Genomic DNA, 14,893 nt, shown 5'->3' with positions numbered 1-14,893 from the left:
GTGGCTGGCGCGCGCCTGGCGCGCCTCGGCCCGGGCGGCTTCCAGTGCGCCGGCTGCCTGGGCATGCGCGGGTGCGAGCGCGGCGATGGCGGCGTCCAGCGCCTTGGCCGCGTCGAGCCGGGGCGCCGCGGAGCGCACCGCGCCCTCGGCGGCGTCGGCGGCGGCGATGGCGGCGTCGACGTCGAGCACCGCCTGGCGCCGCGCTTCGAGCGCCGTCGCCAGCGCGCTTTCGAGCCTGGCGGTCGACTCGGCCGCCGCCTTGTGTTCTTCCTGCAGGCGCTGGACTTCCGCCACCAGCGGGCGGGCCGGCTGCAGCGCGTCGAGGGTGGCCAGGCGCCGGCGCCGCCCGGCCGCCTCCTGCTGCGCGGCCTGCGCGCCTGCCAGCGCCTCGACGGCCTGGGCTTCGCTCTGGGCCAGCTTGGCGGCTTCCTGGTGCCAGCGCAGCTCGCCTTCGAGGGCGGCGCGGCGCGCATCGACCGCTTCCAGCGCCAGTTCGGCGTTGACGCGCTCGGCTTCGAGCCGCTCGCGTTCGTCGGGCGCAAGCGGGGCCTGGTTGGCCAGCTTGGCGGACAGGGTGCGGGTGTGTTCCTGCTCGGCCCGGTAGCGTTCGAAGGCGCGCCGCGAAATGTCGCTGTAGACCGTGGTGCCGGTCAGGGTTTCGAGCAATTCGCCGCGTTCGTTCTCGTCGGTCTTGAGGAAGGCCGAGAACTCGTTCTGGGCCAGCAGCACGGCGCGCGTAAACTGTTCGAAGGACAGGCCGATGCGCTGGACGATCTCGAGCGCGACCTCGGTCTTGGTGCCGCCCAGCGGCGCGAGTTCAGGCAAGCGGTGCAGGCTCATCTTGGAGGGCTGCAGCGCGCCGCTCGGCTTGCCGTAGGCGCGGCGCACGCTCCAGCGCGCGCGGTAGCGGATGTCGTCGTTGCCGGCGAAGTCGACCTCGGCCCAGGCTTCGGCGGCGCCGCGCCGCAGCAGGGTGCGCGGGTCGAGCGCCGAGACGGTGTCGCCGCCGACGTCGGGCAACTGGCTGCCGGCGCGCTTGAGCAGGCGCGGGGTGGCGTCGTACAGCGCCAGGCAGAGGGCGTCGAGCAGGGTGCTTTTACCGGCGCCGGTAGGGCCACTGATGGCGAACAGGCCGCTCGAGGCGAGCGGTTCGGCCTCGAAGTCGACCAGGAACTCGCCGGCCAGCGAGGCCAGGTTCTTGCCGCTGATGCGCAGGATCCTCATGCCGCGTCTCCCCCCAGGGCAGTGGTGAGCTCGGCAAACGCGGCCAGCTGCTCGGGCGGCGCATCGTCGCCGTAGCGCTGCGCCCACAGGCGGCGGAAGATGTCGTCCGGCTGCAGCTGGGCCAGTTGGTCGAGGCTCAGGGCTTGTTCGACGCTGTCGGGTGCGGCGTGGCGGCGCGTCGGTTCGATCTTGGCCAGGCGTACCGGCTTGCCGGACAGGGCCGCTTCGACCCGCGTCCGCAGGCCCGGTTCGGGACCGTCGAGCAGCACGCGCACTTCGAGGAAGGGCTGCTGCTGCGGCGGGGCGTCGGGCAGGTCGAGCGCTTCCAGCGCCGCCAGCACCTCGTCGATCGGCGCCGGCTGGCTTGGTACGCGCAGCAACTGCACCGCGCGCGGGACCGGCAAGGGCGTCACCGACTTCGTGGTCGGGCCGTCGAGCTCGATGCGCAGCACCTGGTGCTGGTAGCCGACTTCGGAGAAGGACAGCGGCAGCGGGCTGCCGCAGTAGCGCCGGTGCTCGTGGCCGCCGACGCGCTGCGCCAGGTGCAGGTGACCCAGCGCCACGTAGGCCACTTGCGGGTCGAACATCGTGGCCGGCAGGGCCTCGGTGCCGCCGATCACGATGCGGCGCTCGGAATCCTGGGACGACTGGCCGCCGACCATGTGGCAGTGGCCCATGGCGACGATCGCCTCGCCCGAGCTGGCGCGCGACCGGGCCAGCGCGAAGGCCTGGCGGTAGAGCAGGGCGGTGCCATGCAGATAGGGGTCGAGCCCGTGGCCAGGCTCATCCGGCTGGGCCGCCTCGGCCATGCGCGGCACGTCGCCCGGGCGCAGGAAGGGCACGGCCAGGCACCAGGCCCCGACCGTGCCGTCGCGGCGGCGCAGCGGCACCAGCAGGCGCTCGAGGTCGACGCTGCCGTCCGCGGCGCGCGCGACGTTGCCGACCACGATGGTGCCGTGCGCTTCCAGCAGCGGCGTGGGCGCTTCCAGCCGGCCCGGGGAATCGTGGTTGCCGGCGATGACCACCACCTGCAGGTGCGGCACCTTGCTCCTCGCCTGCTGCAGGAAGCGGTACAGCTGGCGGTGCGCGGCGGCCGACGGGTTGGCATTGTCGAAGATGTCGCCGGCGATCAGCAGCACGTCGATCCGTTCGGCCGCGAGCGTCTCCACGAGCCAGTCGAGGAAGCACGCGTGCTCGTAGGTCCGGTCGAAATTGTGCAGGGTCTGGCCCAGGTGCCAGTCGGAAGTATGGAGCAGCCGCATGGTGATATTGGAAAGTCGGGTCGGCGCTCACTATAGCGCAGACTCCGCGTGTCGCCCAAGAAAAGACTGTGTTTTTTTACAGTAGTATTGGTTTGCTATTAGAATAAGGACATGAGCGCGATCAATCCGGATATCGAACTTTCCCTGAGCGCCGCCCGGGCCCTGCACCTGGCCGCGCAGGACATGCTGGCGCCGCGCCGGCGCCGCGCCGCCAAGGCCGACGTGCTGGCGGCGATCCGGCGCATGGGCATGCTCCAGATCGATACCATCAGCGTGGTTGCGCGCAGCCCCTACCTGGTGCTGTGGAGCCGGCTGGGCGACTACGCCCCGGGCTGGCTCGACGAACTGCTGGCCGAAGGCCATTTGTTCGAGTACTGGGCGCACGAGGCCTGCTTCCTGCCGATCGAGGATTACGGCCTGTACCGCCACCGCATGCTCGACCCGCAAGCCATGGGCTGGAAGTACTCCGCCGACTGGATGCGCGAGCGCGCGGAGCAGGCCGCGGCCTTGCTGGCGCACGTGCGCGAAAACGGCCCGGTGCGCTCGTCCGACTTCGAGCGCAGCGAGGGCAAAGGGGGCGGCTGGTGGGAATGGAAGCCCGAGAAGCGCACGCTGGAAGCGCTGTTCACCGCCGGCGAGCTGATGATCGCGCGCCGCCACAACTTCCAGCGCATCTACGACCTGGCTGCGCGCGTGCACCCGGACTGGCACGACGGCTTGATGCCGCCGCTGGACGAGGTGCGCCGCAGCTTCGTGCTGCATGCGGTGCGCGCGCTCGGGCTGGCCAGGGCCGCGTGGATTCCCGATTATCACCGCACCCGGCGCCCGCACCCCGACCCGGCGGCGCTGGCCGAGCAGGGCCTGCTGCTGCGCGCGCGGGTCGCGGGCTGGACCGATCCGGTCTACATCCACCCCGAGCATGCGGCGCTGGCGCGCCAGGCGATGGAGGGCCGGCTGGCGCCGCGCCTGACCACGCTGCTGTCGCCGTTCGACCCGATCGTCTGGGACCGGCGCCGCGCGCTCGAGCTGTTCGGCTTCGATTACCGGCTCGAATGCTATACCCCGGCGCCCAAGCGGCGCTACGGTTACTTCACGCTGCCGATCCTGCGCCGCGGCGCGCTGGTGGGGCGGGTCGACGCCAAGGCGCAGCGCAAGCTCGGTGAATTCGAACTGCGCAGCGTGCATCTCGAACCGGGCGTGCGCCTCAGCGAGCGCCTGGTCGGCGACGTGGCCGGCGCCATCGAGCGCTGCGCACGCTGGCACGGATGCCCGCAGGTAAGGGTACTTCATGCGGTGCCGGAAAGCTTCGGCAGGCGGCTGGTCGCGGCCTTCGAGTCTCCTGGAAACGTCGCGTTACCATGAACGTCCTTTGACATCGTAACAAGTAAAAAGTCTCCAATGTCCACCGGTCTGGGATTGCGCCACCTCAAGCCCGAGCAAGGGCATCTCTCTACACTACGAGTTCCCAGCGGCCGGCCATAACAATAAAAGCAGCCGCCCGACCCCGACAAAAAAGCTTCCCCAGCCAAGACTCGCGGCCCGCGCCAGGCCAGGCCTTGGCGAAGCTATCCTGAGAGGAGACAAGATGCTGACATCCACCTACACGCTGGTTACTCTGTCCATCGAGCAAGCCAGCGCGCGCATCGGCCTGCAGTCCCTGCTGGAGCGCTGGCAGGACGACGGCCGGCGGCACGGCACGCCGACCCCACGCGACGTCCAGCTGGCCTGCGATGCCTTGCGGGTCGCTTTCGACAGCTGCTACTGGCGCAAGCTCGACAAGTTCGTGGTGCCGGCCCTGCGCCGCGCCGGCGCGGCCGACGAGGCGGTTGCCAGTCTCCTGGCGGAACTCGACGCCCTGACCTTGTCCGCCATCGGGGCGCGCGCCGACGCCCATGCGGCGGCGGCGGTGCACGATCCGGATTTCGGCGCCGCCCTGGAACGCTGCTGCAACTTGCTGCTCGAACGCCTGGAGCGCGAGGAACGCGAACTGTTCCCGCTGGCGCGCCTCCACGTGCCGAGCGAAGTCTGGTTCGCGATCGCCAACCAGATGCTGGTCCAGGACGCCTGGCAGAACGAGAACCGCGGCCATGGCGCCGGGCAGGTGGCGGCAGCAGGCATGGGCGGCAATCCCGGCAAGCAAGGCGCGGCCTCGTTCCTGCCGCACTATGCGGCGCACTGAACCATGTCGCGGGCGACGCCTGGCGCAGCGGGCGAGCGCCGCCATGGTTCTTTGCTATGATGGGGGTTTTGGAAGTGCGATTTCATCATGTTCGAATTCCTTTTCAAGCGGCAGGGTGGCGACAAGCCGGCCGGCGCCTCCGGTGACAAGCCGGGCAGCGCCCCGGCAGTCCCTCCCGAGTCCGCGCCGGCGGGCCAGCCGACGGGCGCGGCCGCCGGTGCACCCAGCCCGCGCGAGCAGCAGGCCGAACAGCTCAAGCACCTGAACGGCGACGAGGAAGCCGCCGTCGCCTTCATCCTTTCCTCCGAATTCTCCGAACTGCGCCTTGCCGCCGCCGAGCTGGTCCACAGCCGGACCCAGCTCGAGCGCGTGCATGCGGCGATGCGCAACCTGGATCGCCGCGTCGCCAAACTGATGCAGTCGCGCCTGGACGCGATCCGCCACCACGATGCCGAGCTGCGGCGCGGCCAGGAAGCCCTGGCGCATGCCCGGGCACTGCTCGGCGACGCGCTCCTGACGCCGAACCACGTGGCCGAGCTCGACCGTAAATGGGCCGTCATCACGGCGCCGGAACTGGCGCCCGAGTTCGATGCCGTCCGCGCCGAGCTCGGCAGGCGCCTGGAAGACCAGGTGCAGCTGCAGCGCGCCATGATCGATCGCCTGGCCGCGCTGCGCCAGCTCGAGTCGAGCGGCCTCGAGCCCGCCGCTTTTGCCGAACGCCTCGATGCGCTTTCGCGCGAGCAGGCCGCGGCCCTGGCGGCGCCAGGCCACGCCTCGCTGCCTCGTGCGCTGGTGGCCGACGTCGCCACCGAGCAGGCGCGCCTGGCCGCCAGCCTCGCCACCCTCGAGCAGGACCGCGCGGCGCTGGCCGCGCGCGAAGCCGCGCTCGCGCAATGGCAGGCCCAGCCGGTGGCGGAACTGAAGGCGGAGCTGCTGCGCAAGGAGTGGCAGCGCCTGCCGGCATTGCCTGCGAATGGTCCCGGGACACAACTGCAGCGGCGCTTCGACGAACTGCTGGCCAGCCTGCCGCAAGAGCCGCGCAAGGCGGAACCGGCCAAGCCGGCCGCGGCGCCAAGCGCGCCCAAGCCGCCCAAGGTCCCGAACAAGGGCGCCGACCAGCACTTCCTCGACCGGCTCGACGCCATGGAAGCGGCCTTGCAGCAGGGCTCGCTCGGCACCGCCGCCGAACTCGACAAGTCGCTCAAGGAAAGCAAGGACAAGGGCATGCGGCTCACGCCTGCCCAGCTCGAGCGCCTGAACCATGTGCGCGCCGAACTCAAGCGGCTGTCCGACTGGGCGCGCTGGGGCGGCAACGTCTCGCGCGAAGAACTCATCAAGCAGGTCGAGGTCTTATCGACCCAGAACCTGGCGATGGGGGAGTTGGCCAAGAAGGTCGGCGGCATGCGCGAACGCTGGAAGGCGCTCGACAGCCTGTCCGGTCCCGCGCCGCGCTCGCTGTGGGAACGCTTCGATGCCGCCTGCACGACAGCCTATGCGCCGGCCGCCGCCCACTTCCGCCACCTGGCCGACGAGCGCCACGCCAACGCCGCGCGCGGCCAGGCCCTGGTCGAGGAAGCCCAGGCCGAGATCGCGCGCCTGGAATCGGGCGAGGCCGACTGGAAGCACGTGTCCGGCACCGTGCAGCGCCTGCGCACCGCCTGGAGCCACCTGGGCGCGATCGACCGCAAGGACAAGAAGCGCCTCGACGCCCTGTTCTCCGATGCCCTCAATACGCTCCAGCGCCCGCTGGAAGAGCAGCGCAAGGGCGAGATGAGCGTGCGCGAGCAACTGATCGAGGAAGCGCTGGCCCTCGACCCGCACGGGCGTCACGCCGTCGACGCCCTGCGCGAACTGCAGGCGCGCTGGCAGGAGCATGCGCGCGCGCTGCCGCTCGAACGCAAGGCCGAGCAGGCCTTGTGGCAGCGTTTCCGCGCCGCCTGCGACGCGCTGTTCGCCAAGCGCAAGGAGCACGCCCATGCGGCGGACGCCGAACGGCGCGCCCACGAGGCGGCCAAGGAAGCCGTGTCCGCGCGCCTGGAAGCCGCAGCGCCTGACGCCACCCCCGCCGCCGCCGGCAAGCTGCTGCGCGAAGCGGCCGCCGAGTGGGCGGCGATCGGCCCGGTGCCGCGCGCCCACGAGGCGCGCGTCGAGAAGCGCTACCACGCCGCGGTGGCGGCGGTGCAGCACCATGCCGACCTGGCGCGCCGCGCCGCCGGGCTGGCGCTGGCCGGCGCCGTGCGCGACAGGCTGCGCCTGATCCAGGCGCTGGAAAACGCCATCGTCAATCCCGACGCCCACACCAACCCATCCGACTGGCGCGCACGCTGGGACGCGCTGCTGCCGCTCGAAGGCGGTTTCGAGGCGGTGCTGCATGCGCGCTTCGAGGCCGCCCTGGACGCGCTCGAGGGCGAGCGCGCAGCCTACGCGCGCCAGCTGGAAGCCAACCGCGAGCGCCTGCTCCACGAACTGCTGCGCCTGGAGATCGCGGCCGGCATCGACAGCGGCGCCGAGTTCGCGCGCGAGCGCCTCAAGCTGCAGGTCGAGGTGCTGCAAAGCTCGCTCAAGTCCGGCCACCGGTCGGGGCAGGGCGCGGGCCAGGGCGGCGGCGCCAGGAGCCTGCACGAGCTGCTGGCGCTGCCGGCCCTGCTCGACGCGCGCACCGAGACCCGCATCGAGCAGCTCCTGGTGCGCGTCGCGAAGGACGGCCGGTGAACGCGCCGGCACGGCCCCAGCTCACGGAGATCCGCGTGCAGACGGCGGACTTCGACCTGTCGCACGAGCTGGCCGCCCTGCGCGCCGGCGACGGCCGGGTGGGCGCGGTGGTGTCCTTCGTGGGCACCGTACGCGACCTGAACGAGGGCGCGGCGGTATCGGAGATGGAACTCGAGCACTACCCCGGCATGACCGAAAAGGCGCTTGGCGACATCGTGGCCCAGGCCCGGGCGCGCTGGCCGCTGCTTGGCGTGCTGGTCATCCATCGTGTCGGTCCATTGAAACCGCTCGACCAGATCGTGCTGGTGGCCTGCAGCTCGGCCCACCGCGGCGAAGCCTTCGCCGCCTGCGAGTTCATCATGGACTACCTGAAGACCGACGCGCCGTTCTGGAAGAAAGAGCAGACGCCGGAAGGCGCGCGCTGGGTCGACGCGCGCGCCAGCGACGATTCGGCCAAGCGTAAATGGGAAGGATCGGAGAACCGCGCTTGAGCTGGCTGGCGGTTGGACTTGGCGCGGCGATCGGCGCCTGGCTGCGCTGGGGGCTCGGCATCTGGCTCGGCAGCCTGCATGCCTATGTACAGCTCGGCACGCTGGCCGCCAACCTCATCGGCGGCTACCTGGTCGGGCTGGCGCTGGCCTTTTTTTCGGCCCACCCGGCCCTGGCGCCGGAGTGGCGCCTGTTCGCCATCACCGGCTTCCTTGGCGGCCTGACCACCTTCTCCAGTTTTTCGGGCGAATCGGTGCTGCTGCTGCAGCGCGGCGAGGTCGGCTGGGCGTTGGGCCACACGCTGCTTCACCTGCTGGGCTCGATCCTGTTCTGCGTGGCCGGCTTCGCCACATGGCGCGCACTGCGCGGCTAGCAGTATCGCCTGCCGATACCAACGCATAGATCAATTGCACGGTTTCGAGAGCGTGCTAAGTTTGCCGCTAGTTCATTTACTTGAGGAAATAGTCATGCAAACGATCCAGCCTCCAACTTCCGCCTTCGTCGGTGCTTCCTGGGGCGCCCTTGCTTGCGGCGTTACCGCCTACCTGGCCGGCCTCTGGCTTGCCCACATGGCCTTGAACGAAAAAGGCTACTACTTCACGCTCCTGCTCCTCGGCCTGTTCGCGGCAGTGTCCCTGCAGAAGACCGTCCGCGACCGCAGCGAGGGTGTGCCGGTCACCGGCATCTATACCGGCTCGTGCTGGGTCGCGCTGGTGGCGGCGATCCTGCTGCTGGCCATCGGCCTGTGGAACGCCACCGTGTCACCGAGCGAGAAAGGTTTTTTCGCCATGTCTTTTGTGCTCAGCCTGTTTGCCGTGGTGGCGGTCCAGAAGAACGTACGCGACCTCGGCACCGTGCGTGATCCCAGGCCCAACGCGGAATAAGCCCCTGCGCCGCATGGGGCGCCCGTTGCACATCTTGAAAAGCGGACAGACACCCTTATCTTGCTCCTCAGTTAGTAATCAACTAAGGAACACCACTAGGGAGCAATACCATGCGGCAAGATAAATTGACGACCAAGCTCCAGGAAGCGCTGGCGGATGCCCAGAGCCTGGCGGTCGGCAACGATAACCAATACATCGATCCGGTCCACCTGCTCGTCGCCCTGCTGAACCAGGACGACGGCGGCGCCCGTTCGCTGCTGCAGCGCGCCGGCGTCAACGTCGGCGGCCTGGGCAACTCGCTGAAGTCGGCGCTGGAACGCCTGCCCCAGGTCTCGGGCACCGGCGGCGACGTGCAGGTCTCGCGCGAGCTGGTGGCGCTGCTGAACCTGGCCGACCGCGAGTCGCAGAAGCGCGGCGACCAGTTCCTGGCCTCCGAGATGGTCCTGCTGGCGCTTACCGAGGACAAGTCCGAGGCCGGCCGCCTGGCGCGCGAGCATGGCCTGGCGCGCAAGGCCCTGGAGTCGGCGATTTCGGCCGTGCGCGGCGGCGATCCGGTGAATTCGCAGGATGCCGAAGGCCAGCGCGAGGCGCTGAAGAAATACACCCTCGACCTGACCGAACGCGCCCGGATCGGCAGGCTCGATCCGGTGATCGGCCGCGACGACGAGATCCGCCGCGCGATCCAGGTGCTGCAGCGGCGCACCAAGAACAACCCGGTCCTGATCGGCGAGCCGGGCGTGGGCAAGACCGCCATTGTCGAAGGCCTGGCGCAGCGCATCGTCAACGGCGAGGTGCCCGATTCGCTCAAGGGCAAGCGCGTGCTCTCGCTCGACATGGCGGCACTGCTGGCCGGCGCCAAGTACCGCGGCGAGTTCGAGGAACGCCTGAAGAGCGTGCTGAAGGAACTGGCCCAGGACGAAGGCCAGACCATCGTCTTCATCGACGAGATCCACACCATGGTCGGCGCCGGCAAGGCCGAAGGCGCCATGGACGCCGGCAACATGCTCAAGCCCGCGCTGGCGCGCGGCGAGCTGCACTGCGTCGGCGCCACCACCCTGGACGAGTACCGCAAGTACGTCGAGAAGGACGCCGCGCTGGAGCGCCGCTTCCAGAAGATCATGGTGGACGAGCCGAGCGTGGAGGCGACCATCGCCATCCTGCGCGGCCTGCAGGAGAAATACGAGCTGCACCACAAGGTCGAGATCACCGACCCGGCCATCATCGCCGCGGCCGAGCTGTCGCACCGCTACATCAGCGACCGCTTCCTGCCGGACAAGGCGATCGACCTGATCGACGAGGCGGCGTCCAAGATCAAGATCGAAATCGACTCCAAGCCGGAAGTGATGGACAAGCTCGAGCGCCGCCTGATCCAGCTGAAGATCGAGCGCGAAGCCGTGCGCAAGGAAACCGACGAGGCCTCGATGCGCCGCCTCGAGTTGATCGGCGAGGAGATCGCGCGCCTGGAACGCGAGTACAACGACTACGAGGAGATCCTCAAGTCGGAAAAAGCGGCGGTGCAGGGCACGGCGCACATCAAGGAAGAGATCGAGCGGGTCCGCCACCAGATCGAGGAAGCCAAGCGCCAGAGCGACTACAGCCGCATGTCCGAGCTGTCGTACGGCCGCCTGCCGGAGCTCGAGGCGCAGCTGAAGAAGGCCGAGGAAGCCGCTGCCGGCACCGACGGAGAAGCGAACAAACCCAAGCTGCTGCGCACCCAGGTCGGCGCCGAGGAAATCGCCGAGGTGGTGGCGCGCGCGACCGGCATCCCGGTGGCGCGCATGATGCAGGGCGAGCGCGAAAAGCTGTTGCATATCGAGGACGAGCTGCACAAGCGCGTGGTGGGCCAGGACGAGGCGATCGTGGCGGTGTCGGATGCGATCCGCCGCTCGCGCGCCGGCCTGTCGGACCCGAACCGCCCGTACGGCTCCTTCATGTTCCTGGGCCCGACCGGCGTCGGCAAGACCGAGTTGTGCAAGGCGCTGGCCGCCTTCCTGTTCGATACCGAGGAATCCCTGATCCGCATCGACATGAGCGAATTCATGGAGAAGCATTCGGTCGCCAGGTTGATCGGGGCGCCGCCGGGCTACGTCGGGTACGAGGAGGGCGGCTACCTGACCGAAGCCGTGCGCCGCAAGCCCTACAGCGTGATCCTGCTGGACGAGATCGAGAAAGCCCATCCGGACGTGTTCAACGTGCTGCTGCAGGCGCTCGACGACGGCCGCATGACCGACGGCCAGGGTCGCACCGTGGACTTCAAGAACACCGTGATCGTGATGACCTCGAACCTGGGTTCGCACAAGATCCAGTCGATGGACACCGACGAGCCGGGCGTGGTGAAGCTGGCCGTGATGGCCGAGGTGCGCGGGCACTTCCGTCCCGAGTTCATCAACCGCATCGACGAGATCGTGGTGTTCCACGCGCTGGACGAGAAGAACATCGGCGCGATCGCCAAGATCCAGTTGCAGGGCCTGGAACAACGCCTGGCCAAGATGGAGATGACGCTCGACATCGACGACGAAGCCCTGCAGAAGATCGCGGAAGCCGGCTTCGACCCGATCTACGGCGCCAGGCCCCTCAAGCGCGCGATCCAGCAGCAGATCGAGAATCCGCTGTCGAAGGCGATCCTGTCGGGGCGCTTCGGGCCGAAGGACACGATTCCGGTGCGGGTGCGCGGCGGGAACCTGGTGTTCGGCGAACAGGTGGAGCTGGCGAAGTAAGCCGGCAGGCACGCAAACATTGGGCTCCCGCCTGCGCGGGAGCGACGTGCTGAAGCTGGCAGCGTGAATAGTCGATGTAGGTTTTCGATTGTTAGCCTGAAGACCGTCGTTCCCGCGCAGGCGGGAACCCAAGCTTGCATACACATGAAAACGGCGCGTCCCGCAGGGCACGCGCCGTTTTTTCATGCGTCAGGCGTTCACGCTGCCTTGCGCTTCCTGCGCGCCATCCAGCCCACCAGGCCCAGGCCGCCCAGCATCATGGCGTAGGTCTGGGGCTCCGGCACCGGCGCGATGGTCTGCGACAGCAGGCTGCCCACCTTGCGCTCGCCCTCGCCGAAGAAGTTCACCTTCAGGTGCGGCGCTTCCAGGTCGGGGGCGCCGCCGCTGAAGCTGAACTGGAACACCATGTTGTCCGCCAGCGCCACCCGCTCGCCCGACAGGCACAGGCTGCGGCCCGCATGGGCGCCGCCGGCGCAGCCGTTCGCGTTCAGTTCGTTCGACGACAGCGTCCAGTTGGTGGCCAGGCCGGGCGCCGACACCAGGGTCACGTCGGAGAAGCTGCCCAGGTCCTTGAGCTGGAGGGCGCCGATGGAACTCGCCTCGAGCCAGTCGCCGCTGCGATTGGCGGCGTCGATTTCCAGGGTCAGCAAGTTGCCGGTCCAGGTCGACGTGAAGGTCACGCCCTGGTAGGTGAGGGAGCCGGCCTGGGCCGTGACGGCGAGGCCGGCGAGGGCGAGGGCGGCAGTCGCTTTGTACAGGTAGGTCTTCAATTCAATCTCCTTGATGACATTGAAGGACCGGGCCTTCGCGTCGGCGAACGGCCCGGACTCGCGTACGGATGAGCACGCGAGCCCAGACTAGTCTGCCCGCATGGACCTTTCCGTTAGGCGACTAACCAATGGCTGTCGCGCACCGCGGTGCCGGAGGTTCAGGCGGTGCGGCGACGGCGGCGCACCAGGCCCATCACGGCCAGGCCGGCGCCGAGGATGGCCAGCGACTGCGGTTCCGGCACCTCGCCGGAGGCATCGTCGCCGGTATCGGCGATGGGAGTCGTGCCGTGGTCGGCAGCCTCGCCGCCCGGGGTGGGGATGGTGGGCACCGGCAGCAGCGCCGGATCCACGGCAGTGGGCTGGGTCGCGACCGCTTGGCTGCCGCTGCCGCTTTGTGCTGCGCCGCCGCCTTGCTGCGTGTCGCCGGCAGGCGCCGGGACAGGCGTTGGCACGGGCGCCGGGGCCGGCGCGGGAACGGTCTCGGCCTGCCACGGGAAATCCATCGACAACAGGCTGCCGACCTTGGCGCCGCCGGCGTTTACGAAGTGCACCTTCAGGTGCGGCGCGGCGAGGTTCGGGCTGCCTTCGAAGCTGAAGGTGAATACCATGTTGTCGGCCAGGTCGACGGCGCCGCCGCTGAAGCACAGGCGGGTGCCCTCGGCCTTGGCGCGGCCTTTGCCGGCGCAGCCCGCCGCGTTCAGTTCCGCGCTCGACAGCGTCCAGTTGGCGCCCGTGGAACTGCTCATTTTTACGCCCGAGAAACTTCCGACCGTCTTGATCGCCAGGGCGTCGATGGCGCTCGCCGCCGCCCAGCCGCCGCTGCGCCTGGCGGCGTCGATCTCGAGCCGCAGGACATTGCCGGTGAAAGTCGAGGTGAACACGACACCATCCTGCGTGATGACACCCGCCGATGCGCTGGCTGCGGCAACAATGAAGAGGCTGCTGACTGCGTAACGGAGGAGGGTGCTCATAATCACTTTCGATAGTTTGCAGAATTGTTTGACGAATCTGATGATTTGCATCATGTCATTACAAATTCGCCTAGTCAACAAATATTTGATTGAATTGACGATAGCTTGCATTCGTACAACATCGCTCACACTGCATTTTTTACATCATGAAATGCGCATTCCGCCTGGCGAAATGTGCAGCAAAGCGATTCTGTGCCTTCATTCCCATTCTGAGAAATTTTGTTTCGCATCATGAAATAAAGTCCATAAGTCATTGAAAAATAAAGGGTAAAAAATCTTTTGATGTCTTATATAAGAGTTGTTGTGCTCCGCACAAACTGATCTATGATTTACCCAACGGATTCCTTCGCAACTTAGTCTTTCAATCAGGAGAATCAGCATGGCAACTCGTGAACAACAGATCAGTGAACTCCAGCAAGACTGGGAAACCAACCCACGCTGGAAAGGTGTGACGCGCAACTACACGGCCGAGGACGTGGTCCGCCTGCGCGGCTCGATCCAGATCGAGCACACCCTCGCCAAGCGCGGCGCCGAAAAGCTGTGGAACCTGGTCAACAACGAGCCCTACGTGAATGCCCTGGGCGCCCTGACCGGCAACCAGGCCATGCAGCAGGTGAAGGCGGGCCTGAAGGCCATCTACCTGTCGGGCTGGCAGGTGGCGGGCGACGCCAACGTTGCCGGCGAGATGTATCCGGACCAATCGCTGTATCCGGCCAATTCGGTGCCGCTGGTGGTGCGCCGCATTAACAATACCTTCCAGCGCGCCGACCAGATCCAGTGGTCCGAGGGCAAGGACGACATCGACTACTTCGCCCCGATCGTGGCTGATGCCGAAGCCGGCTTCGGCGGCGTGCTGAACGCCTTCGAGCTGATGAAGTCCATGATCGACGCCGGCGCTGCCGGCGTGCACTTCGAGGACCAACTGGCCTCGGTCAAGAAATGCGGTCACATGGGCGGCAAGGTGCTGGTGCCCACCCGCGAAGCGGTCGAGAAGCTCAACGCGGCGCGCCTGGCGGCCGACGTGATGGGCACCCCGACCCTGGTCATCGCGCGCACCGACGCCGAAGCGGCCGACCTCCTGACCTCCGACGTGGACCCCAACGACCAGCCGTTCTGCACCGGTGAGCGCACGGTGGAAGGCTTCTTCAAGGTCAAGCCGGGCATCGAGCAGGCCATCTCGCGCGGCCTGGCCTATGCGCCCTTCGCCGATCTGGTGTGGTGCGAAACCGGCAAGCCGGACCTGAACTTCGCCAAGCAGTTCGCCGAAGCCATCCATGCGAAATTCCCGGGCAAGATGCTGGCCTATAACTGCTCGCCTTCGTTCAACTGGAAGAAGAACCTGGACGACGCCACCATCGCCAAGTTCCAGAAAGAGCTGGGCGCGATGGGCTACAAGTTCCAGTTCATCACCCTGGCCGGCTTCCATGCCCTGAACTACAGCATGTTCAACCTGGCGCACGGCTATGCGCGCCGCGGCATGTCGGCTTTTGTGGAACTGCAGGAAAACGAGTTCGCCGCCGCCGAGAAGGGCTTCACCGCCGTCAAGCACCAGCGCGAAGTCGGCACCGGCTACTTCGACGCCGTGACCCAGACCATCCAGCAGAACCAGAGTTCGACCACCGCGCTGCACGGGTCGACCGAGGACGAGCAGTTCTTCGACGAGAAGAAAGTCGCGTAAGCGCCCC

General features: G+C 68.0%; 12 protein-coding genes. 8 read left to right on the top strand and 4 right to left on the bottom strand.

Annotated features, from left to right (window positions below):
• Positions 1-1,224, bottom strand: a 1,224-nt coding sequence (locus tag ACK4S9_RS21035) for an AAA family ATPase (protein WP_409729537.1), incomplete at its 3' end; no start/stop codon positions are given.
• Positions 1,221-2,486 carry an exonuclease SbcCD subunit D C-terminal domain-containing protein gene (locus tag ACK4S9_RS21030; RefSeq protein ID WP_409729535.1) on the bottom strand — a complete coding sequence of 422 codons (1,266 nt, stop codon included), beginning with the start codon at positions 2,484-2,486 and terminating at the stop codon, positions 1,221-1,223. The genes ACK4S9_RS21030 and ACK4S9_RS21035, both read right to left, overlap by 4 nt.
• A 111-nt stretch (positions 2,487-2,597) precedes the next feature.
• Here ACK4S9_RS21030 and ACK4S9_RS21025 point away from each other — a divergent pair, with 111 nt between their 5' ends.
• The 7 genes from ACK4S9_RS21025 (at position 2,598) to clpB (ending at position 11,467) form a co-directional block, all read left to right on the top strand.
• The gene (locus tag ACK4S9_RS21025; RefSeq protein WP_409729533.1) at positions 2,598-3,848 is read left to right on the top strand and encodes a winged helix-turn-helix domain-containing protein; all 1,251 of its coding nucleotides are present in this window, start codon (positions 2,598-2,600) and stop codon (positions 3,846-3,848) included.
• Positions 3,849-4,071: 223 nt separating this feature from the next.
• Positions 4,072-4,665: a hypothetical protein gene (locus ACK4S9_RS21020; protein ID WP_409729531.1), complete on the top strand. Its 594-nt coding sequence runs from the start codon at positions 4,072-4,074 to the stop codon at positions 4,663-4,665.
• A gap of 87 nt (positions 4,666-4,752) precedes the next feature.
• Positions 4,753-7,377, top strand: coding sequence for a DUF349 domain-containing protein (locus tag ACK4S9_RS21015; RefSeq protein ID WP_409729529.1), 2,625 nt, complete (start codon positions 4,753-4,755; stop codon positions 7,375-7,377).
• On the top strand, positions 7,374-7,868 hold the full coding sequence (moaE, locus tag ACK4S9_RS21010) for a molybdopterin synthase catalytic subunit MoaE (RefSeq protein ID WP_409729528.1): 495 nt from the start codon (positions 7,374-7,376) through the stop codon (positions 7,866-7,868). The genes ACK4S9_RS21015 and moaE overlap by 4 nt, the downstream gene beginning before the upstream one ends.
• Entirely contained in the window at positions 7,865-8,239 is a 375-nt protein-coding gene (gene crcB, locus ACK4S9_RS21005; protein ID WP_409729526.1) for a fluoride efflux transporter CrcB, read from the top strand. The genes moaE and crcB overlap by 4 nt, the downstream gene beginning before the upstream one ends.
• An 88-nt stretch (positions 8,240-8,327) precedes the next feature.
• Complete coding sequence (gene yiaA, locus ACK4S9_RS21000; protein WP_409729538.1) at positions 8,328-8,750, top strand: inner membrane protein YiaA; 423 nt, start codon at positions 8,328-8,330, stop codon at positions 8,748-8,750.
• A gap of 110 nt (positions 8,751-8,860) precedes the next feature.
• The gene (clpB, locus tag ACK4S9_RS20995; RefSeq protein WP_409729525.1) at positions 8,861-11,467 is read left to right on the top strand and encodes an ATP-dependent chaperone ClpB; all 2,607 of its coding nucleotides are present in this window, start codon (positions 8,861-8,863) and stop codon (positions 11,465-11,467) included.
• 197 nt (positions 11,468-11,664) lie between these two features.
• Here clpB and ACK4S9_RS20990 read toward each other — a convergent pair whose 3' ends face one another.
• Together ACK4S9_RS20990 and ACK4S9_RS20985 are read right to left on the bottom strand one after the other, a co-directional pair.
• Positions 11,665-12,237, bottom strand: a complete 573-nt coding sequence (locus ACK4S9_RS20990; RefSeq protein ID WP_409729523.1) for a PEP-CTERM sorting domain-containing protein — start codon at positions 12,235-12,237, stop codon at positions 11,665-11,667.
• Between the two features lie 158 nt (positions 12,238-12,395).
• The gene (locus ACK4S9_RS20985) at positions 12,396-13,208 is read right to left on the bottom strand and encodes a PEP-CTERM sorting domain-containing protein (protein WP_409729521.1); all 813 of its coding nucleotides are present in this window, start codon (positions 13,206-13,208) and stop codon (positions 12,396-12,398) included.
• A gap of 379 nt (positions 13,209-13,587) precedes the next feature.
• Here ACK4S9_RS20985 and aceA point away from each other — a divergent pair, with 379 nt between their 5' ends.
• The gene (gene aceA / locus ACK4S9_RS20980) at positions 13,588-14,886 is read left to right on the top strand and encodes an isocitrate lyase (protein WP_409729519.1); all 1,299 of its coding nucleotides are present in this window, start codon (positions 13,588-13,590) and stop codon (positions 14,884-14,886) included.
• The last annotated feature ends 7 nt before the right edge of the window (positions 14,887-14,893 follow it).

This window comes from Massilia sp., assembly GCF_046293535.1.
In the GTDB taxonomy this organism is placed as follows: domain Bacteria; phylum Pseudomonadota; class Gammaproteobacteria; order Burkholderiales; family Burkholderiaceae_D; genus Telluria.
Note: the sequence above shows the minus strand (reverse complement) of the source record. Positions and strands in the feature narration are given on the sequence as shown.

Excerpts from the sequence above, each read along its gene's own strand:
- ACK4S9_RS21030 (WP_409729535.1), bottom strand. The coding sequence starts at position 2,486 with ATGCGGCTGCTCCATACTTCCGACTGGCACCTGGGCCAGACCCTGCAC.
- ACK4S9_RS21025 (WP_409729533.1), top strand. The coding sequence starts at position 2,598 with ATGAGCGCGATCAATCCGGATATCGAACTTTCCCTGAGCGCCGCCCGG.
- ACK4S9_RS21020 (WP_409729531.1), top strand. The coding sequence starts at position 4,072 with ATGCTGACATCCACCTACACGCTGGTTACTCTGTCCATCGAGCAAGCC.
- ACK4S9_RS21015 (WP_409729529.1), top strand. The coding sequence starts at position 4,753 with ATGTTCGAATTCCTTTTCAAGCGGCAGGGTGGCGACAAGCCGGCCGGC.
- clpB (WP_409729525.1), top strand. The coding sequence starts at position 8,861 with ATGCGGCAAGATAAATTGACGACCAAGCTCCAGGAAGCGCTGGCGGAT.
- ACK4S9_RS20985 (WP_409729521.1), bottom strand. The coding sequence starts at position 13,208 with ATGAGCACCCTCCTCCGTTACGCAGTCAGCAGCCTCTTCATTGTTGCC.
- aceA (WP_409729519.1), top strand. The coding sequence starts at position 13,588 with ATGGCAACTCGTGAACAACAGATCAGTGAACTCCAGCAAGACTGGGAA.